Genomic DNA, 20419 nt, shown 5'->3' on the forward strand with positions numbered 1-20419 from the left:
GAGCCATCCGGCTTGCCCGCGCATCCGGCTTACCCGCGCCGGTGGGGCGGGAGTTCGGCTGCGATAAGAAGGGGCCCTTCTGCTACGGAATGCGATAAGAAGGGTCCCTTCCTTACCGCCGGGGGCGGGTGCGGTGGCGGTGGAGGGGGGCGTTCGGGTCGGCGGGCCAGGGGCTGATGGTGTGCGGGGGCAGTCCCTGGGCGAGCGCGCCGGTCAGCAGGTGGGCGAGGCTGTAGTCGGGGTCGGTCCGCAGGGCCCGCTCCAGGGCCGCCCCGGCGAGCACGCCGTTCCCGCCGCGCCAGGCGCACCAGCCGAGCAGGGTGGCGATCGGGGCGACCAGGCCGGGCTCGCTGCGGCGGGTCAGGTCGAGCCAGAAGTCGAGCTGCCAGTCGGCGTCGTCGGTACGCGACCAGGCGTGGTCCCGGCAGGGCAGGTCGTGCAGCACGAGGCTGAGCCAGGCCGCCTCGTCGTCGTCGAGCCGCCCGCCCGCCGCGAACCCGTCCATCGCCCGGTCGATCGCGGCGGTCCCGGCCGTACGCAGCGCCTCGTGCTCGTCGTCGGCCTCCGCCAGCAGCGTGATCAGCCGCAGCTCGGCCCGGTCCACGGCCTGGGCCATGGCGATCGCGGCCAGGTTGCCGACCGGCTCCACCAGCCGCAGCACCGACTCGCGGTCGGGCAGCACGGTCATGCCCTCGAACGTCGCGGCGGCGGCCGCCGCGGTGGTGCTGAGGTCGAACAGCTCCCCCTCGGGCGGCGTGCAGTCGGCGCAGCGCAGGCAGTGGAAGCGGTCGCCGTCGCGGTGCAGCGCCTCGGCGATGTGGTATCCGCGCTGCTCCAGGCCCTGCGCCAGCTCGCGGGTGCGCTCGGCCGCCGCGGTGTGCGGACCGTACCCGACGAGCATGGCGGTGGTGACCGGGGCGCCCCGGCGCCCGGCACGGGTGAGCAGCCGGGCGAAGTCCCCCAGCGTCTCCGGCGCCGGGGTGGTGACGTCGGCGCGGGCGCCCACGCTGATGCGCCGGCCGCGCAGTCCGATCACGACGACGCTGTCGGCGGGGTGGAAGCCGAGCATGTACGGCACGTACGCGATGAGGTCGGCGCGGTCGGTGAAGGTGTAGGTCGGGATCGAGGCGCTCATACGGCCAGCGTCGTGGCGGCGCCGTGCGGGAGCCAGCGATGATCGTTAACCTGTGGACGACACGCCGGTTCATCCACAGGCGGAAGGGGGAGCACTTGCTGCCGTACGCGGCGTTGGTGCTGGCCGGAGGCGCGGCCCGCCGGATGGGCGGGGCGCCCAAACCGCTGCTGCCCGTCGGCGGCGTACCGCTGCTGGCGCGGGTGCTCGCCGCGGTGCGCGGCGCCGACCCGATCGTGGTCGTCGGCCCGCCCGACCTGGACCCGCTGCTGCCGCCGGGCGTCCTGCGCACCCGCGAGCAGCCGCCCGGCGGCGGACCGGTGGCGGCCGTCGCGGCCGGGCTGGCGCTGTGCCCGCCCACCGGCCGGGTGCTCGTGGCCGGCGCCGACCTGCCGTTCCTGACCGCCGGCGGGATCGCGGACCTGCTCGCCGTCGACGCGCCGGTGGTCATGTACGCCGACGAGCAGGGCCGGGCGCAGCACATGCTCTCGGTGTGGCGGGTGGAGGCGCTGCGCGCGGCAGTGCCGGAGGAGCCCGCCGGGGCCTCCATGCGCGGCCTGCTGCGCGACCTGGCACCCCACCTGGCCGCCTGGACCGGCACCGGACCGCCGCCGTGGTATGACTGCGACACCGTGCCCGACCTGCGCGCGGCGAACGACCTGAGCGAGACGGAGGGGCCCGATGGCCGTCGACCTGCCTGACTTCACCGCCGCTGCCTGCGCCGAACTGGGCCTGCCCGCCGACGCCGTGGACACCGGCCTGGTGCTGGACCTGGCCCGTGAGGTGGCCCACAACGCGGTACGCCCGGGTGCGCCGGTCAGCGCTTATCTGCTGGGCTTGGCCGTGGGCCGGGGTGGCGATGCGGACGAGCTCGCGGCACGTCTCATCGCGCTCGCGCAACGGCTCGGTCAGTCCAATCCCTGACTACGCGAATACCGCTCCGGTCGGTAATGTCTGCGTGACAGGGGACCGGGCTTTCTGACGTATGCCGCGGCAGCGGTGGCTTGCCTGCACGGGGGCCACGCCCCAGGAGGAGGCGAGCGATGACGGAACTGTCGAAACCCGGCCTGGCCGAGGCCGAGCTGCTGGACGAGCCCACCACGGCCGACCTGCACGAGAAGGTCACCGAGGCGTGGCGCGAGTTCGCCCGGGCCCTGGCCGCCGCCCTGCCCGAGCTGCCGCCCGGCAGCGAGCTGGAGCTGGCCCTGGACCCGACCGCGTCGGGCACCGGCAACGCGGTGTACGGCGTGAGCGTGGAGCGCCTGGAGGACGGCGCCCTGCAGGCCCGAGCGGTCAGCAACGCGAACCTGCCCGAGGGCTTCCGGTTGGAGCGCCCCGCGATCGCGGCCATGGTCGCGCTCGGCTGGTCGCCGCCCGGCGTCATCGCCGGGGCGAAGGAGAACTTCGGCCTGTCGGCGCAGCCCGAGGCGCTCGCCACGATCATCACGCGCACCCTGCGCGACGTGTACGGCGCCCCGCACCCGGCCTTCCTCGTATACGAGGCGCACGACGCCCAGGAGGAGCCCGTCACCGTCGCTCCGCTGGGCACCGCTCGGCACGAGTCCACTCTGGACGCCTTCCTGCCCGCGATCGATTCGCTGGACGCCAGCGGGCTCGACCTCGCCGTCCGGGTGCGCATCGTGGTCGCGGCACTGCTGAAGTCCGATCCGGACGAGCTGCAGGTCGACGGCGACGGGGACATCGGCATCCGGGCCGGCTCGGCGATGGTGTTCGTGCGGGTGCGCGAGAACCCGGCGCTGATCGACGTCTTCTCGCCGGTGCTGACCGAGATCGAGCCGACGGAGAAGCTGTTCGCCAAGCTGTCCGACCTGACCAACCGGATGCCGATCGGCCGCCTGTACTGCACCTCCGGCACGGTGTGGGCGTCGATCCCGGTGTTCGGCCGCGACTTCCAGGCCAGCCACCTGGCGCTGGCCATCCAGGTCATGACCGGCCTGGCCGACGAGCTGGACGACCGCCTGCACGGCGAGTTCGGCGGCAAGCGCTTCTTCGGCGAGGGCGACAAGCCGGCCCCGATCGAGGAACCCCGCTTCGGCCAGTACCTCTGACCAGCCCTACCCCGGCCCTGCACCATCTCGGCTCCTGCTCCACCCCCTGTTTCGCATGGACGTTGGCCTATTACATCGAAGACGATCTACGAAAAGTCGATGTAATAGGCCAACGTCTATTTAAAGCGCGGGCGCCGGGCGCCGGGCGCCGAGGGCGGTGGGCGGTGGGGCGGGCCCGGGGCCGTGAGGGGTCAGTCGACCAGGCGGGAGAGGACGATCATGCTGCGGGTCGACGTGATGAAGGGTTCGGCGCGCAGCCGCTCCAGCGCCTGCTCCAGGTGGCTGATGTCGGCGGCGCGCAGGTGGACCAGCGCGTCCGCCTCGCCCGAGACCGTGTAGGCGCCGACCACCTCGGGGTGGCGGCGGGTGACCTGGGTGATCTGGGCCGGGGTGGTGCGGCCGGTGCAGAAGAGTTCGACGAAGGCCTCGGTGCCGCCGCCCACCGCCGCCGGATCGACCACGGCGGTGAAGCCTTTGATCACGCCACCGGAGCGCAGCCGGTCGACGCGACGCTTCACCGCCGGGGCCGACAGCGACACCGCGGTGCCGATCTCGGCGTACGTGGTGCGCGCGTCGGACAGCAGGGCCGCGATTATCCGCTGGTCAACGTCGTCCAACTTCACGCACCGAGCGTAGCGAGGTCGCTGATCAACACGTTCGACGGGATGGGACCGTCCATGGCGACGCGGCGCAGGTACCACTTCTGCTGCGGCGCACGGCCCTGCGTGAACTGCCAGTTGCCGCGCGGGCTGATGATCTGGCCGACGTTGCCGAGCGACTGGTTGATCTTGTCGGGCGTGGGCACGCTCGACCCGGCCAGGGTGAGCGCCTGGTCCAGCACCGCCGCCGCGTCGTACGAGGCGACCGCGTACGCCGTGGGTGTGCGCTGGTGCTGCGCCTGGAACTCCGACGAGAACGTGTGGTTGGACAGGTTGCTCAGGTCGGCCGAGTACTGCATCGCCGTGTACAGGCCCATGGCGTTCTTGCCGAGCTGCTCCAGGGCCGGGCCCTCGGAGGACACGCCGGGGGCGTAGACGGCGCCCTTGTAGCCCGCCTCGGTCAGCGCCGCCATGAACGGGCCGATGTGCGAGGTGGGCAGGTTGCAGAAGATCGCGCCGGGGTTCCGGTTGGCGGCCTGGTCGGCGTACTGCGCGTAGGCGGCGGTGCTGGCCTTGGTGTTGGTGGGGACGCTGATCGGGTCGTTGGCGCCCGAACCGTACTCGCTGATGAAAGCGTCCATCAGCTCGCCGGTGGCGGCGTTGTCGATGCCGACCAGCGCGACCTTGCCCATCACCCGGCGCCGCAGGTACGACGCGACCGCCTTGGCGGGCTCGTCGCTGAGGAACGCGGTGCGCCAGATGTGGATCGCGCTGGGCATCTTGGCGGGCGCGGTGTGCGTCGCCAGCAGCGGGATCTTCGCGGCCTCGACCGTGTCGCGGACGTGCGGCAGCAGATCGGGGTTGGCCACGCCCACGACGGCGAGCACCTGCTTCTCGTGCAGCCGCTTGAGCGCGTCCAGGCCGCTCTTGGGGGTGTCGCCCTCGTCCTCGGTGATGATCTCGACCGGGTGCCCGTCGAGGACGCTGCCGTGCAGCTGGAGGTAGAGCTTGAAGCCGATCTCGAGGTCGACGCCGATGGCCTTGTTGGCGCCCGTCTGCGGCGTCAGCAGGCCGATGCGGACGGCGCTCTTGGGGCTGTCGTCGGGCGTGGTCGTGCAGCCGGAGAGTGCGCCGGTGAGACCCGCGACGCCCGCGCCGGTCAGCAGCCCGAGCAGCCTGCGACGGTCGAGGCCGTCCAATGTGTCCTCCAGAGTGATCCTGCCGACGTTCGTGGAACGCCCTGGCGTCGCCGATGTGCGTTGCAATCATGAGGTCTTTCGACCCACTGTGGCGTTCTACCGCGTCCCGCCACGTACGTCAATGATCAACATCGGTCGGGCTCTCAGGATCTAGGATGGGTGGGTTCCTGACGGAGGAGGTCGGCGTGACCCAGCAGCACCCTGATGAGAAGAGTGTGGTGGTCGTGGGCCCGGACGGGCGCCCGATCGGCACGGTGGAGGTCGGCGGGGACGGATCTGCCGCCGGAATCGGCGAGGAAGACCCGGGACGCCTGATCGAGCAGCCCGCGAAGGTCATGCGGATCGGGAGCATGATCAAGCAGTTGCTGGAGGAGGTGCGCGCCGCGCCGCTGGACGAGGCGGGCCGCCAGCGGCTGGTCGAGATCCACCGCCGGTCGATCATCGAGCTGGAGGACGGGCTGTCGCCCGAGCTGCGCGACGAGCTGGAGCGGATCTCGGTCGACTTCACCGAGGGCGCGACCCCGTCGGAGTCCGAGCTGCGGATCGCCCAGGCCCAGCTGGTCGGCTGGCTGGAGGGCCTGTTCCACGGCATCCAGGCCGCGCTGGTGGCGCAGCAGATGGCCGCCCGCATGCAGCTGGAGCAGATGCGCAACATCCCCGCCCTGCCCCCCGGCGCCACCGGCGCGGACCCGAACAAGCCGGGCCGCGGCGGCCTGGGCCAGTACCTCTGACGTGCTGCGGTTTCGGGGAAACTGCACGAATCACGCCGCGGGTTCCAGCACTTTCCCCGAAACCGCACCATCGCCACCGCCGCGCGGGCGGCCCGCGGTCAGCGGGTGCGTTTGAGGAGTTCGTCGAGGTAGACGGCGACGCCGTCGCGGTCGTTGGAGAGGGTCGTCTCGTCGGCCAGGGCGATCACCTCGGGGTGCGCGTTCGCCACCGCGACCCGGTGCCCGGCCCACTCGAACATCGGGATGTCGTTGGGCATGTCCCCGAAGACCAGCACCTCGGCCGGGTCGATGCCCAGCTCCGCTGCGACGACCGCCAGGCCGCTGGCCTTGTCCACGTTCGGCGGGGTGATCTCCACCCAGCCGAGGCCGGAGTGGGTGAACGCGGCCGTCTCCGGCCCCACCAGACCCCGCGCGGTACGCAGCAGCGCGTCGGAGTCGTCGTCCCCGCCGACCCGGACGAACGCCTTGATGATGTCGTGCGACAGCGACTGCGCCCGGTCCTGGACCTGCACGTCGTCCGGGTACGGCCAGTCCGTCACGTCGTCGCCCCAGATCGGCGAACTCGGCGTGTCCAGCGCCTCGATCAGCAGCTTGACCGGCCCCAGCCGCCGCTCCAGTGCCTCCACCAGCGCGGTCAGCGTCGCGCCGGGCAGCCGGGCGTCGCGCAGGATGCGCGGGGCACCTGGATCGCGCAGGTCGAGCACCCGGCCGCCGCCGCCCAGCACCAGCAGGTCGGCGTGTGGCAGGTCGATGCGGCTCAGCTCCTCCAGCCGCGGGCCGCGGCCGGTGGCGCCGACGATGGGGATCCCGGCCGCACGCACCCGGTCGAAGACCGAGTGCGTGAAGCCGCTGACCGTGGCGTCGGACCGGACGACCGTGCCGTCCAGGTCCGTCGCGACGAGTTTCGGTAGACCTTGCCGCAGCACGCGCTCAGGACCCAGCCTTGACGGGCTCCAGCACGTCACGGCCGCCGACGAAGGGCTGCAGCGCCTTGGGTACGCGCACCGAGCCGTCCGGCTGCTGGTGCTGCTCCAGCAGCGCCACCATCATGCGGGTGGTGGCCAGGGTGCCGTTGAGCGTCGCCACGGTCTGCGGCTTGCCGTCGGCGTCGCGGTAGCGGGTGTTCAGGCGGCGCGCCTGGAACGTGGTGCAGTTCGAGGTCGAGGTGACCTCCATGTAGCGGTTCTGCGTCGGCAGCCAGGCCTCGCAGTCGAACTTGCGCGCGGCCGACGAGCCGAGGTCGCCGGCGGCCACGTCGATGACGCGGTAGGCGAGCTCGAGCTTGCCGAGCATCTCCTCCTCCCACGCCAGCAGCCGCTGGTGCTCCTGCGCGGCCTCCTCCGGCGGGCAGTACGAGAACATCTCGACCTTGTCGAACTGGTGCACCCGGATGATGCCCCGGGTGTCCTTGCCGTACGACCCCGCCTCGCGGCGGAAGCAGCTCGACCAGCCGGCGTACCGCAGCGGCCCGTTCAGCGCCAGGATCTCGTCCTTGTGGTACGCCGCCAGCGGCACCTCGCTGGTGCCCACCAGGTACAGGTCGTCGGCGGGCAGGTGGTAGACCTCGGCGGCGTGCGAGCCGAGGAACCCGGTGCCCTCCATCGACTCCGGCTTCACCAGCACCGGCGGGATGACCGGGGTGAACCCGGCCTCGACCGCCTGCCACAGGCCGAGCTGCAGCAGCCCGAGCTGCAGCAGCGCGCCCACGCCGGTCAGGTAGTAGAACCGGGCACCGGAGACCTTCGCGCCGCGCTCGGTGTCGATCGCGCCGAGCAGCTCGCCGAGGGCCAGGTGGTCGCGGGCGTCGGCCGGCTCGGGGCGGGTGCCGACCTCGCGCAGCACGACGTAGTCGTCCTCGCCGCCGCCGGGCGCGCCGTCCTGCACCACGTTGGCGATGGCGAACTGCGCCGCACGCAGCACCTGCTCGGCTTCGGTCACCGCGGCCTGGGCCGCCTTGACGTCGGCGGCCAGGGTCTTGGTGCGGGCGAGCAGGGCGGCCTTCTCGTCCCCGGCCGCCTTGGGCATGAGCTTGCCGAGCTGGTTCTGCTCCGCTCGCAGCGCCTCGAAGGCGGACACCGCGGAGCGGCGGGCCTCGTCAGCGTGCAGCAGGGCGTCCACAGCTTCGACAGCGTCTCCGCGCAGCCGCTGGCTGGCGCGTACCGCCTCGGGGTCCTCCCGGACCAGGCGCAGATCAATCACGTCGAAAAGCGTACCGGCCGAGGGTCTGGCTTCTCGCGTCAGTATTCCCGCACGAACGGCGCGGCGGTGGCGACCGTCAATTCGATCTCGCCCGGCCCGGTCTGCGTGGGCGGTGTGCTGGCGGCGTCCCGGGCGGCCGGGGTCCGTTCGAGCGCACCGCGCAGGTGCATGCTCACGAAGGCCAGGCCCAGCAGCAGCGGGGCGGCCAGCGCCGCCCACAGGCCCCGCTCGAGCGAGACGGTGACCTTCACCGTCATCTCCTGCGGGAACAGGGCCAGCTGCGGCACGCCGGACAGGTCGGTCATCTTGTACGCGGCGGCCCCGAGCAGCACCAGCAGCACGGCGCACAGCCCCAGCCCGGCCGCCCGCGCCGCCGCGCGGGCCGCCACCGGGCCGGCGAGCACGACCGCGACCAGCGCGCCGAGCAGCCCCAGCGAGACCAGGTAGGTGTCGCCGACCCCGCTGGACCACACGTCGTTGGCCACGGACCCGATGCCGGAGAACGAGGACTCCATCGGCTCCGGCGGCGAGGCGGCGATCTGCCATTCGCCGAACAGGGAGGCCGCGGCGGCCGCCCCGCCCAGCACCAGCAGCGTGTTCGCCGTGCGGGGGTCCGCGACGAGCTGTCGCCAGCCGCGCGGGGGCAGCTCCGGGCCGTCGAAGTCGTCGTCGAACTCCACCACGTCGAGGTGCTCGTCCATGGGCCGCATCATCGCACGTGGACGCATACGCGCGGACCCCCTGCGACGGGAGTGCCGCAAGGGGTCCGCGATCTGGCGGTACGGGGCGGGTCAGCCGCCGAGCAGGCCGCCGAGCAGGCCGCCCTGCTGCTGGTTGCCGCCGGAGCCGCCGGCCACGGCGCCACCGGGGAACTCCTCCGACGGCTGCACGACCACGAAGCCCTGGCCGGCGAAGCTCATCGTGAACGCCTCACCGGTGGTGCGGCCCAGCAGCGTGCCGATGCCGAGCTGGTCGGCGCGGTGGTAGCCGGTCTGCAGGTTGGCCGACCAGCAGATGGCCGCCTGCGGGTCGGCGTAGGTGGGCTGGTCCACCGTCAGCACGACCGGCGTGCCCTTGGTGGTGATGGCCAGACGGCCCTGGCCGCTGAAGACGCAGTTGAACATGCCGGCGGCCGAGAACATGCCCATGCCCTGGACCATCTTGATGTCGTAGTTCAGCGTCGACTCGAACGCCAGCACGTTGGAGCCGTTCACGCTCAGCGAGTCGCCGGGGGCGAGGTCGACCAGGTGCACGTCGGCGGCCCGGTCGGCCAGGAACACGTCGCCGCGGCCGGAGAGCTTCATCAGCGGCACACCCTCACCGGTGAGCTTGCTCTTGAGCCACTTGGCGGCACCGCCCGAGCCCAGCGCCTGGAACTGCACCTGGCCCTGGTAGGCGACCATGGCGCCGGTACGGGCCATGACCTCGCCGTTGAGCTCGATCTTCAGCATCTTGGAGTTCTGCAGCCGCAGACCCGGAGTGGCGGACTCCTTCTCCAGGTTCTCAGCGGCGAAGAGAGCACTCTGCATGTCGTCATCCTTCGGAGGGGGACGGGGCACCTTAAACGCTACGAGCGTAGGTGACCTGCACAAGAATCGGCCGTCAGCTTGCCGACTCAGCCCCAGCCGAGATCGTGCAGGCGGTGGTCGTCGATGCCGAAGTGATGGGCGATCTCGTGTACGACGGTGACGGCGACCTCCTCGACGACGTCGTCCTCGGTGTCGCAGATGCGCAGGATCGGATGCCGGTAGATGGTGATCCGGTCGGGCAGCACCCCGGCGTAGTCCCAGCCCCGGTCGGTGAGGGCGTAGCCCTCGTACAGGCCGAGCAGCTCCGGTTCGCCGGGGGGTGAGTCGTCCTCGACCAGGATGACGACGTTGCGCATCAGGTCGAGCAGTTCCTGCGGCACCTCGTCGAGCGCGTCGGAGACCAGCTCCTCGAACCGCTCGCGGCTCATCTCGACCGGCATGCTCAGGACAGTTCGCCGTGCCGCAGCCGCCCGAGCCAGGCGGCCGAGTCGGCGTAGTCCGGGTCGGACAGCCCCGCCGGCGGCGGCACCGGGCGCTCGGGCATGCCGCCGGGCAGGCCCGCGCGGGGGTACGACCCGAGGAAGCGCACGCCCGCGCAGAGCCGCCGCAGTCCCTGCAGCGCCTCGCCGACCCGCGCCTCGGCGACGTGGCCGGTGCAGTCGAGGAAGAAGACGTAGCGGCCCAGGCGCTCGCCGGTGGGGCGCGACTCGATGCGGGTCAGGTTGACCCCGCGCACCGCCAGCTCGGTGAGCACGGCCAGCAGCGCGCCGACCCGGTCGTGCGAGATCCACACGGCCAGCGAGGTGACGTCGTTGCCGGTGGGCTCGGGCGGCACGCCGGGGCGGGACAGCAGCACGAAGCGGGTGGCCGCGTCGGGGTGGTCGGCGATCTTGTCGGCGAGCTGCTGCAGCCCGAACCGCGGCACGGCGATCGGGGCGCAGATGGCGGCGTCGAACTCGCCGGCGGCCGCGGCGGCGGCGGCGGCGCCGTTGGACAGCACATCGGACACGGTGGCCTCGGCCGCGTACGTCCGCAGCCAGGCGCGGCACTGGGTGGACGCCTGCGGGTGCGCCGCGATGGTGCGCACCCGCGCCAGGGTCGTCTCCTGCCGGGCGGCGAGCACGAACTCGACCGGGATGACCACCTCGCGGGTGATGACCAGCGGTTCGCCGTCGGCGAGCTCGTCGAAGGTGACGCCGACGGCGCCGCCGATCGAGTTCTCCCACGGCACCAGGGCCGCGTCGGCGTCACCGGTGCGCACCGCCTCCAGCGCCTCGGGCACGCTGCGGGCGGGGGTCCGGATGCCCTTGAGCGCGGCGGGCAGGGTCAGCAGCGCCTGCTCGGCGAAGGTGCTCTCCGGGCCCAGGTAGACGAACCGGGTGGGCGGGACTCCAGGCATGTGATCAGCGTACGCCGCGCGCCGGGTCAGCAGCCCGCGGTGAGGCGGATGCCGGCCGGGGCGAAGTTGCGGACCTCGATGGTGCAGATGTCGGTGCCCGCGGTGACCACGGTCAGCTTGTCCGGGGCGCCCTTGGTCACCACCTGCAGCGGCTCGCGGCCGGTCACCGACAGCACCGTGTACTGCCAGGTTCCGGCGCACATCGGCGGCCCGACGACGTTGACCTTGCCTTTCGCGGGCAGGATGCGGCTGGTGCGCCGCAGCGCGGCGATGACCTGGTCGGCGCCGGGCCGCCCGAGGCACTCGGTCGCGGTGATCTCGGGAAAGGCAACGGACGTGGCGGTCGCGGGCGGGGCGGTGGGGGGCGGGCTGAATCCCGGCGGTAGGCCCGCCGAGGTGGCCGGAGTGGACGGACTGGGCACCGGTGCGCCGGGCTTGGGCTGCAACTCGGGCGGCACACCGCAGCCGCCGAGCAGGGCCGTCCCGGTCAGCCCGGCGGCGACGAGCACGGCGAGGATTCGCGTCGGACGCAGGGGCATGGGGATGGAGAGTAGCGCGGATCGGGCCGTTCGGCTCACACCGCGGCGAAGAAGCTGAGCGAACCGACCACGGTGCCGCCCTGCCACAGTGGAGTGGCGACGGCGTCGAGGGTGCGGCTGGCCGCGCCTTCCTCGGTGCGTACGCGCATCAGGCCGCGGGCCGGGCCTTTAGAGGCGAGCGCGAGCAGCGGGGGGATCTGCTCGCGCTCCGCTTCACCGAGCTCCTTGCCGGCCGCGGTGAAATCGATGAGGCACAGCACGCCCGGTTCGAGGATGTGGCGTCCCGTGAGTTCGCTGGGACGCTCGGCGCCCACCAGCCGCGTCCACGCGGTGGAGGTGGCGACGATGAATCCTTCGGAGTTGACGACCAGACACGACTCCTCCGCCGAGGAGACCGGCGCCGACCACGTGGTGAGCGGATCGGCTGCGATCGGCTCCAGGGGGGAGAGCGAGAGCTCGATGTGGGTCATCGCTGCTCACGTTACCCGCGCTGGGTGCCCTTGTCACCGGGTGCGCTGCCCTCGGGGTGCCACGTGTATCCGCTGGCCCCGGGGTAGGGCTGGTTGACCCAGATCGCTGGGTTGCGGGCCACTTGGGACAGTTTGGCGGCGGTGGCGTGGCTGATCCGGCTCCCGGTCGACTCGAGCACCCGGTCCAGCTCGCGGAACGAGGTGACGATGCACTCCTTGGGCAGCCCGTTCACGCTGATGGGTCCACTGCCGAGGAAGGCGAGCACCGCGAAGACCTTGACGTCCTGGCCGATCGCGGCGGAGATCGCCTTGGCCACCCGCTTGGCGTCGCGCCGGGCCTGGGAGATGTAGGGCGGGCGCCGGCCGCCGATCTGCACCACGTCGCCGGCGATGAGCACCCGGCTGCGGCCGTGCTGCGCCAGCGAGACGCTGAAGATGCCGCCGGGGCCGATGGCCATGAAGCCCATCGCGGGCGGCTGCTTGGGCTTGCCGGGCTCACCGCCGCTGGTGCGGGCCAGTTCGGGCAGGTGCGGCCACTCGATGACGTGCCAGTCGCGGCCGAGCCGGTGGATGGCGCGGTCCTCGGTAGCCGACATGAGGCGCAGCGCGCGGTCGGTGCGGCGCTGACGGGCCCAGGCGAGCGGTGAGACGCGTGGCGCGGGGGCGACGTCCGTGGAGGGCGACACCGGCTGAGCGGGACGGCCGAAGGTCGGACGTCCGAGCGGCGCGCGATCGGGGTAGACGGTCATGGTGTGCCTCCGTGAGGGGCGGGACGCCACGCATTGAGTTAGGTGTCCCTTACCGTACGTGTCGAAACGTCGATGCGTTAAGGGGTTGGGACGGGACTGTGCGCGAGTGAATTGATGAATGTCCGGTTCAACTTCATTCCTCGCGCTCCTCCGCGCCGGTACGCGGGACATCCTCGCACGACGCCCCGGCTCCCTTCATCTCCGTCGATGCCGACGTGAATCGGGAGCCGGGGCGGCGGTGCTCAGCGCAGGTTGAGCTGGCGGCCCAGCAGGCCCTGCTTGGCGCGGCGCTGGTCAGCGGTGAGCGGCTCGTCGACCGCCTTCGCGGCGGCGTACCGGGCGGCCGTGGCGGCCAGCGGCTCCTCCCACGCGTCCGCCTCGTCGCCGTGCGGCAGGTCCCACACGGGGACGAGCAGGCCGTGCGCGCGGAACATGCCCGCGAACTTGGTCTGCTCGGTGAGCTTGAGCTCGCCCGCCGCGCTCAGCCGGGCCAGCGCGTTCATCGCCACGTCCTCGGCGTCGGGCAGCACCCAGCGCACGTGCGCCTTCTCCGGCACCCGGCACCAGTACGCCGCCGGTGCCGCGCTCAGCGCGACCGTCGGGTACACCGAGGAGTTGGCCGCCTCCAGCGAGGCGTTGACCTCGGCGTCGCGCTCCTGGTCGGCGTCGAGCCAGAAGTCGAAGCCGTCGTGCACCGTGATCTCCAGCGGCGCGTCGACCAGGATGTCGCCCAGGCGCGGGCCCTCGCCGGGCAGCGGCGGCACCGCCACCGGAGCGCCGGGCTCGGCCTCCAGCGCCGACAGCAGCGCCACCGCGAGGTCGCGGTTGACGTCGCCGGAGCGCTCGTGCCGCTGCAGGCCGAGCAGCACCCGGCCGTCGGTCTTGGTCAGCGCGGGCCAGGCCATGGGCAGGATGGTGGCGAGCGTGATCTGGCGGTCGCCGTACTTCTCCGCGTACTGCGGGGCCAGGGTCAGCGGCGCGGTGGCGGCCGGGACCAGCTCGCGCAGCGCCACCCACTCGGCCTCGTCGGCCAGCCCTTCGAACGGGCGGGCGACGAAGATGTCGCGGACCTTGGGCTGCTTGGGCTCCTTGCGGCTCTCCAGCCGACTCTTCTTACTCACGCGGTCAGCTTAGTTCCGCCCAAACGCTCTGCCCGAGACCGTCCCGCTCGACACCCCACCGGATGGCGAGCGCGTCGACGATGGTCAGGCCGCGCCCGTCCGGGTCCTCGACCCCGGCCACGCGCGGGCGCGGCACCTGGGTCGCCCCGCCGTCGGTGACGCGGACCTCGATCACGGCGTTGCCGTCGATCGAGCGCAGCCGCCAGGCCAGCCGGACCACGCCGCCGGGCAGGGGATCGGCGTGCCGGACCGCGTTGCCGACCAGCTCGGCCGCGACCGAGACCACGTCGTCGAGCAGGCCCGGGGGGACCGCGTCGGCCAGGGCGGCGGCGAGGCGGTGCCGGGCCTGCTGCGCACCCCGGGCATGGTGCGGAACCACCACGCACCAGGCCCGCTCAGCGACAGCCATCGACACGATCATGCCTCCCTGGATGCGGCCGCATCCCTCTTTCCGTCACCTCGCGGCAGCCGTACCTCTGCGACCGTACCTCCCCCATCCCGGGGACGTAAGGACACCCAACCGTTTTGTCGCTCAATAGTCTTTCGGACGAGATAAAGACCCAGTCCGGCACCACCGTACCGCCGACCGTCGCCACTGTCCGCCTGCCAGAAGCGATCGAACACCCGATGGGACTGGTCCGGTGGGATGCCGATGCCTCGATCGAGCACCCGGAAGAGCACGGTGCGCCCCTCCTCGGCCGCGGTGACCACCACCGGTTCGTCGCCGGGCGAGTACTTCTCGGCGTTGGTGACCAGCTCGGTGAGGACGGTCGGGATGGTGGTCCGGTCGCCGTGCGCCGGTGCCAGCGCGGGCGGCAGCTCCAGCCACAGCCGGCGGCGCAGGTCTGCGGGCAGCCCGGCCGCGGCGTGGCGCAGCGCGGCGAGCAGGTCGAACGGGGCGGGCCGCAGCGTGCCGACGGCGGTGCCGGTGCTGGCGGCGAGCAGCCGGTCGACCAGCCGGGCCAGCTCGTCGGTGCGCTGGCCGATGACCCGGGCGGCGTCGTGGCGGGCCTCGTCGTCCAGCTGGTCCCAGTGGTCGCGCAGCGTGTCGGCGTACCCCTTGATCACGGTGACCGGGGTGCGCAGCTCGTGGCTGGTGACCGCGATGAACAGGTCCCGGTCGGCCAGCTCCGGGGCCTCCACCGCGGCCTGCACCGGCAGGCCGGCGCCCTCCCGGTAGAACTGCGCGACCGTCGTGCCGAGCAGCGTCATCACGGCGAGCCGGTCCGGGTCGGCCGCGCCGTCCTCGGTGAAGAACGCCGCCAGCAGCGCCACCGGCGCACCCGCCACGTCGACGCGGTGCACCAGGACCCAGGGCGAGCCCACCTCGGCGAGCTGCTCGGCCGTGTCGGGATCGACCTCGCTGAGTTCCAGCCGGTAGTTGGCCGCGCCGGGGCGGCAGGCGGTGGTGACCACGTGCGGGCGCAGGGGCCGCCCGATGGCCCAGGCGGCGCTCCCGGCTGCCGCGATGATCCGGCCGCCCTCGCCGTGCAGCTCGGCCAGCGCCATCCCGGGCACGCCGAGCGCGTACTGGCCGAGGTGGACCAGGCGGTCGACGGCGGCCAGGCCGCCGGAGCGCGTCCGCGGGTCGTCGAAGAGCGCGGCGATACCCAGCGTCAGCTCGCGGTACGCCACCTCCACAGACAGGAATCCTGCCGGTTGGAAGCAATCCGCGCCAGAGTCCGGTCGTGCCGATAGTTGCGGATTCACCGACCGAGGTGGGACAGCACCTCCGCGGGCCGGTCGGTGATCAGCCCGTCGACGCCCAGCTTCAGCAGCAGATCGACGTCGTCGAGCTCGTTGACGGTCCAGACGTACACCTGGTGGCCACCGGCCTTGAGCCGCCGGACCAGGTCCGGGCGGCGGCGCACCAGCTCCAGGCCCGGCCCGGCGATGCGGGTGCCGAACGGCAGCCGCCGGATGCGCAGACCGGGCGGGAGCAGGTCCATCAGCTGCACCGTGGGCAGCGACGGCAGCAGCTCCCGGGACCGCCGCACCGCCAGCGGCGAGAACGACATCACGGTCACCTTCAGCCGCGGCTGCGCGCCGCTGGTCAGCCCGTGCCGGTTGAGCTGCGCGCGCAGCCGGTACTCGACGGCCTTGCCGTACCGGTTGGGGTGCTTGGTCTCGACCAGCAGGCGCACCGGGCGGCCTGCCTCGCGCAGCGTGTCGAGCAGGTCGTCCAGGGTCAGCACCTCGGCCGGCGACCCGCCCGGGTGCCAGGACCCGAAGTCGTACGCGCGCAGCTGGGCCAGCGTCAACCCGGCCATCGGGCCCCGGCCGTCGCTGACCCGGTCGAGCCGGCGGTCGTGCAGGCAGACCAGGTGGCCGTCGCGGGTCAGCCGCACGTCGCACTCGACCCCGTCGGCCCCGTCCGCCAGCGCCCGCCGGTACGCGGCCAGCGTGTGCTCGGGCAGCGCGAAGGAGGCGCCGCGGTGGGCGAAGACCAGCGGCGCCGGGTCGGGGTAACCGGCCATGCTCAGACGATCTGCGGCCGGCCGCCGTCGGCGACCAGCGGGCGGCCCGCCGCGGCCCAGCCCATCATGCCGCCGTCGAGGTTGGTGACGTTGTCCCAGCCCTGCTGGCGCAGGTACGCCACGACCTGGCCGGACCGGCCGCCCACCCGGCACACCACGACGACCGCGCGGTCCTGCGGGACCTCGGTCATCCGGGCCGGGATCTCCATCATCGGCAGGTGCACGGCACCCGGGGCGTGCCCGGCGTTCCACTCTTCGTCCTCGCGGACGTCGAGCAGGTACGCGTCGGCGGGCACTTCGGCAACGGTCACGGTGGGGATCTGCGCAGCGAACACGCCTGCCAGTGTAGAGGTCAGATCGAATTGACCCAGTGCGGATGCTCCCGGGCCCAGGCGGTGACCGTCCCGTCGCGCATCGCCTGGAACAGGCCGCCCGCCTCGTCGTCCAGCACCACGTACGACACCCCGTCGATGTTGGTGATGTGCGAGGGCACCCGGATGCCCACCAGGCCGTCGGGCCGGATGTTGCGCAGGGCCAGGACCAGCTCGGTGATGCTGGCCGCGCCCGTGTCGACGGTGAGCGACCGGCCGATGCCGCGGATCAGCAGGTCCAGCTTGATCGGGTTGCGGGCCACTCCGCTGGCCAGCGCCTTGTCCAGCACCGCCTTGACGAGCTGCTGCTGGTGGCGCTGGCGGTCGTAGTCGCCGTTGGGCAGGCCGTACCGCTGGCGGGAGAAGTCCAGCGCCTCGGCGCCGGTCATGTCGCGGCAGCCGACGGCGAACACGCGGCCGGTGTGGATCGAGGTGATCGGGGCGTCGACGCACATGTTGATGCCGCCGAGGGTGTCGATCACCTTCACGAACCCGCCGAAGTCGATCACGGCGGCGCCGTCGAACCTGATCCCGGTCAGGTCGGTCAGCGTCGCCGAGAGCAGCTGCACGCCGCCGCTGCCGGCGCCGCCGTACTCGAAGGCGGCGTTGATCTTGTCTTTGGCGCCCCGGTAGCCGGTGATCGGGAACGCGGGTATCTCCACCCGCAGGTCGCGCGGGATGGAGATCAGGTGGGCCTGGGTGAGCGCGGAGTTGACCTGGACGATCAGGATCGTGTCCGAGCGCTGCCCGGCGGCCGGATTGGCGGCCCGCAGATCCGAGCCGATGAGCAGGTAGTTGAGCGGCCCGGCGACGTTGCGCCAGCCGACGGAGGAGTCCAGGTCGCGGGCTCGCTCGTCGAGCAGCACGTCGTGGCCGACGGCCGACTCGTACCGGTGCAGCAGGGCGCGGCCGGCGAGCAGCCCGCCGCCGACCATCAGCACCAGCACCACCATCAGCACCGCGGTGAGCCGGCGCCAGCTCCGGCGCCGCACCGGCGGCGCGGCGGCCGGGCCGGTGCGGCTCGCGACCGGAGGGGGCCCCTGGCGCGGCGGTTCGGGCCAGCCCAGGCCGGACGGGGGCTGGTCGGAGCGGACGGGTGCGGCACCCGGCCAGCCGACACCGCTGGGCCGCGTCCCGCTCGCACCGGCGCCAGGTCGTTCTCGCCGCCATGCGGGCACGGACATGACGCCCTCCTTGGAAGCGAGAAACCCTCACTGCCCAGGGTATGGACGCCAGCCCCCCACTTCCCGGCAATGGAAACTATTTCTCGTTATTGACCAGTTCCGGGTTCATCAGCACGAACTGACCGAGATTGTCAGTTTTAGCGGCCTGGAACATCTGCATCGTGAGCTGGTCCAGCCCTTCGCCGCCCTCGGCGGTGTTGTAGTTGCCGCCGTTGGTCTTGAGCAGCACCAGGTCGGCCCCGGCCAGGTCCTTCATGGTGAACAGGAAGTCGATCGGCTCGCTGGCACCGGTGTCCAGCAGCATCGACTTGCCGACCGCCTTGATCAGGTTGTTCACCTTGCCGAAGTCGCGCAGCATCTCCGCCGACGCCGCCTTCTTGGCCATCGCCTTGATGAGCTGCTGCTGGTGCCGCTGGCGGGCGTAGTCGCCGGTGCCGTCGGCGGCGTGCTTGCGGATCCGGGAGAAGTCCAGCGCCTCCCAGCCCGACATGCTGCGGCAGCCCTTCCGGTGCACGAACTCCTTGCCCAGCAGGCCGCGGTCCTTCTCGACCTTCAGGTTGTCGTTGCCCGAGCCCGCCACATACTGCGGCCTGCCGTCGATCATGAAGTAGTGCGAGGACTTGGTGTCGGCCTCGACGCAGAGGTAGACCGAGCCGAGCGCCTCGATGACCTGCTTGAACCCGGCGAAGTCGATGACCGCGGCGCCGTCGAACTGGATGCCGGTCAGGTTGCGCACCGTCTCGTACGTCAGCTTCAGGCCGCCCGTCCAGCCGCCGCCCTTCTGCGCCCCGAAGAAGAAGGCCGCGTTGGCCTTGTCCTTGTGCCCGCCGTACCCGTTGCCCGCCGCCGGGATGTCCACCAGCGCGTCACGCGGGATGGACATCAGGTACGCCTGGTCGTGGGTGGCCGGGATGTGCAGCAGCATGATGGTGTCGGCTCGGGCGTCGTCGGCCCGCTGGCCGGCCCGGGTGTCGATGCCCAGCAGCAGCATGTCGATCGCGCCCTTGAGCGCCTCGCCCTCGGGCGCGGCCGCGTCGTCGATCACGTTCGCGGTCTGCAGGTTGTCCTCGACGCTGCCCACGAACGACCGGACGCCGACGATCGCCCCGCCCGCTGCCAGCATCAGCAGGGCACCGAAGGTGACGGCGAGCTTGGACCACAGTGGCGCGCGCCCGCGCCTGCCCCGTTTGCGGGAAGCGGCCGTGCCGCCCGCTCCCCCGGGCCGCGTGCGCTGCCTCGGCACGCCGCCCGTCGTCCTCTTGCTGCCCTTCGGTGCCTTCTTCGCCACGTGACCTCCTAGGTCCGTGCGGTGCCGGTCAGCGGGGATGCGCTACTTCTCGTTGTTGACGAACTCCGGGTTGAGCAGGGTGAACTGGCCGAGCGTGTCGGTCTTGGCGGCGTTGAACATCTGCATGGTGCCCTCGTTCAGCGCCTCGCCGCCCGAGCCGGTGCTGTTGAACCAGCCCGCGTTGGTCTTGAGCAGCACCAGGTCCGCGCTGGCGAGGTCCTTCAGCGAGAACAGGAAGTCGATCAGCGGGCGGCCCTTGGTGTCCAGGATCAGCGAGCTGCCGACGGCGCTGGTCAGCGCCGTGATCTTGTTGACGTCGGTCAGCACGCCGCTGCTGGCGGCCTTCTTGGCCATCGCCTTGATGAGCTGCTGCTGGTGCCGCTGGCGGCCGTAGTCGCCGTCGTCCAGCGACTTGCGGATGCGCGAGTAGTCCAGGGCCTCCCAGCCCTGCATCTCGCGGCAGCCCTTCTTGTGCACGTACGCCTTGAGCCCCTGCGAGTGGGCCTTCTGCTCGTTGACGTAGGTCACCTTGCCGTTGACGTGGTAGTAGTGCAGCGACTCCGAGTCGCTCTCCACGCAGATGTTCACGGTGCCCAGCGCGTTGATGATCTTGGAGAAGCCGCCGAAGTCGATGACCGCGGCCCCGTCGAACTGGATGCCGGTCAGCTTGGTGACGGTCTTGGCGGTCAGCGCCATGCCGCCCTCCCAGCCGCCGCCGTTCTGCGCGCCGAAGTAGAAGGCCGCGTTGATGCGGTCGGTGCCGCCGTTGTAGCGGGTCTTGCTGTTGGCCGGGATCTCGACCATCGAGTCGCGCGGGATCGACATCAGGTATGCCTGGTCGTGGCTGGCCGGGATGTGCAGCAGCAGGATCGTGTCGGCGCGGGCGTTGTTGCGCTCCTGGGTGGCGCGCACGTCGATGCCCAGCAGCAGCAGGTCGATCGCGCCGGTCAGGGCGTCGCCCTCGGGGCCGGTGTCCTTGCCCGCCTCGTCGAGCACGTTGACGACCTGGACGCTGTCCTCCAGCTTGCCGACGAACGTCTTCACCCCGACGATGGCGCCGCCGGCGACCATCATCAGCAGCGCGCCGAAGGTGAGCGTCAGCTTGGCCCACAGCGGGCTGCGCTCACGCTTCTTCTTCTTGCCCGAGCCCTTCTTCTTGCCGCTCGGCTTCTTCAGCGAGTGACCGGCGGCGCGGGGCGCAGGGTCGTCGTACTCGTCATACGCGTCGGGGGCCTGCCCCCGGCTGCGCTGCTTGGGAACAGCGTTTTTCGCACCGCCTCGCCGAGCCTTGCTTGCCACCAGATCCCCCGGTCCCTATGCCGTAGACCGGGCCACTGTAATAGGTGCACCTGCGAGGCGGCGA

At 72.0% G+C, this 20419-nt stretch carries 24 protein-coding genes; 4 read left to right on the top strand and 20 right to left on the bottom strand.

From position 1 onward, the window contains the following. Positions 1–112: 112 nt before the first annotated feature. The gene (locus QEZ54_RS12110) at positions 113–1135 is read right to left on the bottom strand and encodes a DUF4192 domain-containing protein (protein ID WP_281304658.1); all 1023 of its coding nucleotides are present in this window, start codon (positions 1133–1135) and stop codon (positions 113–115) included. A 113-nt stretch (positions 1136–1248) separates the two neighbouring features. Between QEZ54_RS12110 and QEZ54_RS12115 the strand changes: the two genes are divergently transcribed. The 3 genes from QEZ54_RS12115 to QEZ54_RS12125 all read left to right on the top strand — a co-directional run bounded on the left by QEZ54_RS12115 (position 1249) and on the right by QEZ54_RS12125 (position 3201). Next, on the top strand, positions 1249–1833 hold the full coding sequence (locus QEZ54_RS12115; protein ID WP_281304889.1) for an NTP transferase domain-containing protein: 585 nt from the start codon (positions 1249–1251) through the stop codon (positions 1831–1833). After that, positions 1814–2056, top strand: coding sequence for a DUF6457 domain-containing protein (locus tag QEZ54_RS12120; protein WP_281304659.1), 243 nt, complete (start codon positions 1814–1816; stop codon positions 2054–2056). Before QEZ54_RS12115 ends, QEZ54_RS12120 begins: the two co-directional genes overlap by 20 nt. 119 nt (positions 2057–2175) lie before the next feature. Beyond that, complete coding sequence (locus QEZ54_RS12125) at positions 2176–3201, top strand: hypothetical protein (protein ID WP_281304660.1); 1026 nt, start codon at positions 2176–2178, stop codon at positions 3199–3201. Between the two features lie 191 nt (positions 3202–3392). On the opposite strand, the gene QEZ54_RS12130 is transcribed toward QEZ54_RS12125, so the two are convergent. Both QEZ54_RS12130 and QEZ54_RS12135 read right to left on the bottom strand, forming a co-directional pair. After that, positions 3393–3824 carry an Lrp/AsnC family transcriptional regulator gene (locus QEZ54_RS12130; RefSeq protein WP_212828626.1) on the bottom strand — a complete coding sequence of 144 codons (432 nt, stop codon included), beginning with the start codon at positions 3822–3824 and terminating at the stop codon, positions 3393–3395. Then, positions 3821–4999, bottom strand: a complete 1179-nt coding sequence (locus tag QEZ54_RS12135) for an ABC transporter substrate-binding protein (RefSeq protein WP_281304661.1) — start codon at positions 4997–4999, stop codon at positions 3821–3823. The genes QEZ54_RS12130 and QEZ54_RS12135 overlap by 4 nt, the downstream gene beginning before the upstream one ends. Positions 5000–5154: 155 nt before the next feature. Here QEZ54_RS12135 and QEZ54_RS12140 point away from each other — a divergent pair, with 155 nt between their 5' ends. Continuing rightward, positions 5155–5730, top strand: coding sequence for a bacterial proteasome activator family protein (locus tag QEZ54_RS12140; RefSeq protein WP_281304662.1), 576 nt, complete (start codon positions 5155–5157; stop codon positions 5728–5730). A gap of 98 nt (positions 5731–5828) precedes the next feature. Here QEZ54_RS12140 and QEZ54_RS12145 read toward each other — a convergent pair whose 3' ends face one another. The 17 genes from QEZ54_RS12145 to QEZ54_RS12225 all read right to left on the bottom strand — a co-directional run bounded on the left by QEZ54_RS12145 (position 5829) and on the right by QEZ54_RS12225 (position 20355). Continuing rightward, on the bottom strand, positions 5829–6656 hold the full coding sequence (locus QEZ54_RS12145) for an HAD family hydrolase (protein ID WP_281304663.1): 828 nt from the start codon (positions 6654–6656) through the stop codon (positions 5829–5831). A gap of 4 nt (positions 6657–6660) precedes the next feature. Continuing rightward, positions 6661–7929 carry a serine--tRNA ligase gene (gene serS / locus QEZ54_RS12150; protein WP_281304664.1) on the bottom strand — a complete coding sequence of 423 codons (1269 nt, stop codon included), beginning with the start codon at positions 7927–7929 and terminating at the stop codon, positions 6661–6663. 38 nt (positions 7930–7967) lie between these two features. Next, positions 7968–8630 carry a hypothetical protein gene (locus QEZ54_RS12155; protein WP_281304665.1) on the bottom strand — a complete coding sequence of 221 codons (663 nt, stop codon included), beginning with the start codon at positions 8628–8630 and terminating at the stop codon, positions 7968–7970. Between the two features lie 90 nt (positions 8631–8720). Further along, on the bottom strand, positions 8721–9458 hold the full coding sequence (locus QEZ54_RS12160; protein WP_212828633.1) for an AIM24 family protein: 738 nt from the start codon (positions 9456–9458) through the stop codon (positions 8721–8723). Between the two features lie 86 nt (positions 9459–9544). Next, positions 9545–9898, bottom strand: a complete 354-nt coding sequence (locus QEZ54_RS12165; RefSeq protein ID WP_281304666.1) for a metallopeptidase family protein — start codon at positions 9896–9898, stop codon at positions 9545–9547. Positions 9899–9900: 2 nt separating this feature from the next. Beyond that, on the bottom strand, positions 9901–10857 hold the full coding sequence (gene pheA / locus QEZ54_RS12170) for a prephenate dehydratase (protein ID WP_281304667.1): 957 nt from the start codon (positions 10855–10857) through the stop codon (positions 9901–9903). Between the two features lie 26 nt (positions 10858–10883). After that, a complete protein-coding gene (locus tag QEZ54_RS12175; RefSeq protein ID WP_281304668.1) occupies positions 10884–11396 on the bottom strand; it encodes a hypothetical protein in 513 nt (170 codons plus the stop codon). A 35-nt stretch (positions 11397–11431) separates the two neighbouring features. Beyond that, positions 11432–11866, bottom strand: coding sequence for a hypothetical protein (locus QEZ54_RS12180; protein ID WP_281304669.1), 435 nt, complete (start codon positions 11864–11866; stop codon positions 11432–11434). 11 nt (positions 11867–11877) lie between these two features. Next, a complete protein-coding gene (locus QEZ54_RS12185; RefSeq protein WP_281304670.1) occupies positions 11878–12615 on the bottom strand; it encodes an NERD domain-containing protein in 738 nt (245 codons plus the stop codon). 242 nt (positions 12616–12857) lie between these two features. Further along, on the bottom strand, positions 12858–13736 hold the full coding sequence (locus QEZ54_RS12190) for a DUF5926 family protein (RefSeq protein WP_281304671.1): 879 nt from the start codon (positions 13734–13736) through the stop codon (positions 12858–12860). A 4-nt stretch (positions 13737–13740) separates the two neighbouring features. Further along, on the bottom strand, positions 13741–14157 hold the full coding sequence (locus tag QEZ54_RS12195) for an ATP-binding protein (RefSeq protein WP_281304672.1): 417 nt from the start codon (positions 14155–14157) through the stop codon (positions 13741–13743). Then, positions 14154–15377 carry a HAMP domain-containing sensor histidine kinase gene (locus QEZ54_RS12200; protein ID WP_281304673.1) on the bottom strand — a complete coding sequence of 408 codons (1224 nt, stop codon included), beginning with the start codon at positions 15375–15377 and terminating at the stop codon, positions 14154–14156. The genes QEZ54_RS12195 and QEZ54_RS12200 overlap by 4 nt, the downstream gene beginning before the upstream one ends. A gap of 65 nt (positions 15378–15442) precedes the next feature. After that, complete coding sequence (locus tag QEZ54_RS12205; protein ID WP_281304674.1) at positions 15443–16213, bottom strand: glycerophosphodiester phosphodiesterase family protein; 771 nt, start codon at positions 16211–16213, stop codon at positions 15443–15445. 2 nt (positions 16214–16215) lie between these two features. Then, positions 16216–16548: a rhodanese-like domain-containing protein gene (locus QEZ54_RS12210; protein WP_281304675.1), complete on the bottom strand. Its 333-nt coding sequence runs from the start codon at positions 16546–16548 to the stop codon at positions 16216–16218. A gap of 17 nt (positions 16549–16565) precedes the next feature. Then, positions 16566–17525: an LCP family protein gene (locus QEZ54_RS12215; protein WP_281304890.1), complete on the bottom strand. Its 960-nt coding sequence runs from the start codon at positions 17523–17525 to the stop codon at positions 16566–16568. Between the two features lie 319 nt (positions 17526–17844). Then, positions 17845–19056: an LCP family protein gene (locus QEZ54_RS12220; protein WP_281304676.1), complete on the bottom strand. Its 1212-nt coding sequence runs from the start codon at positions 19054–19056 to the stop codon at positions 17845–17847. A gap of 42 nt (positions 19057–19098) precedes the next feature. Then, the gene (locus QEZ54_RS12225; RefSeq protein ID WP_281304677.1) at positions 19099–20355 is read right to left on the bottom strand and encodes an LCP family protein; all 1257 of its coding nucleotides are present in this window, start codon (positions 20353–20355) and stop codon (positions 19099–19101) included. Positions 20356–20419 lie beyond the last annotated feature (64 nt).

The sequence above is a fragment of the Catellatospora sp. KI3 genome (assembly GCF_029948125.1).
GTDB lineage: Bacteria > Actinomycetota > Actinomycetes > Mycobacteriales > Micromonosporaceae > Catellatospora.

Coding starts and splice junctions, on each gene's coding strand:
- QEZ54_RS12110 (WP_281304658.1), bottom strand. CDS start 1,135: ATGAGCGCCTCGATCCCGACCTACACCTTCACCGACCGCGCCGACCTC.
- QEZ54_RS12120 (WP_281304659.1), top strand. CDS start 1,814: ATGGCCGTCGACCTGCCTGACTTCACCGCCGCTGCCTGCGCCGAACTG.
- QEZ54_RS12125 (WP_281304660.1), top strand. CDS start 2,176: ATGACGGAACTGTCGAAACCCGGCCTGGCCGAGGCCGAGCTGCTGGAC.
- QEZ54_RS12140 (WP_281304662.1), top strand. CDS start 5,155: ATGGGTGGGTTCCTGACGGAGGAGGTCGGCGTGACCCAGCAGCACCCT.
- QEZ54_RS12155 (WP_281304665.1), bottom strand. CDS start 8,630: ATGGACGAGCACCTCGACGTGGTGGAGTTCGACGACGACTTCGACGGC.
- QEZ54_RS12160 (WP_212828633.1), bottom strand. CDS start 9,458: ATGCAGAGTGCTCTCTTCGCCGCTGAGAACCTGGAGAAGGAGTCCGCC.
- QEZ54_RS12165 (WP_281304666.1), bottom strand. CDS start 9,898: ATGCCGGTCGAGATGAGCCGCGAGCGGTTCGAGGAGCTGGTCTCCGAC.
- pheA (WP_281304667.1), bottom strand. CDS start 10,857: ATGCCTGGAGTCCCGCCCACCCGGTTCGTCTACCTGGGCCCGGAGAGC.
- QEZ54_RS12175 (WP_281304668.1), bottom strand. CDS start 11,396: ATGCCCCTGCGTCCGACGCGAATCCTCGCCGTGCTCGTCGCCGCCGGG.
- QEZ54_RS12180 (WP_281304669.1), bottom strand. CDS start 11,866: ATGACCCACATCGAGCTCTCGCTCTCCCCCCTGGAGCCGATCGCAGCC.
- QEZ54_RS12185 (WP_281304670.1), bottom strand. CDS start 12,615: ATGACCGTCTACCCCGATCGCGCGCCGCTCGGACGTCCGACCTTCGGC.
- QEZ54_RS12195 (WP_281304672.1), bottom strand. CDS start 14,157: ATGATCGTGTCGATGGCTGTCGCTGAGCGGGCCTGGTGCGTGGTGGTT.
- QEZ54_RS12205 (WP_281304674.1), bottom strand. CDS start 16,213: ATGGCCGGTTACCCCGACCCGGCGCCGCTGGTCTTCGCCCACCGCGGC.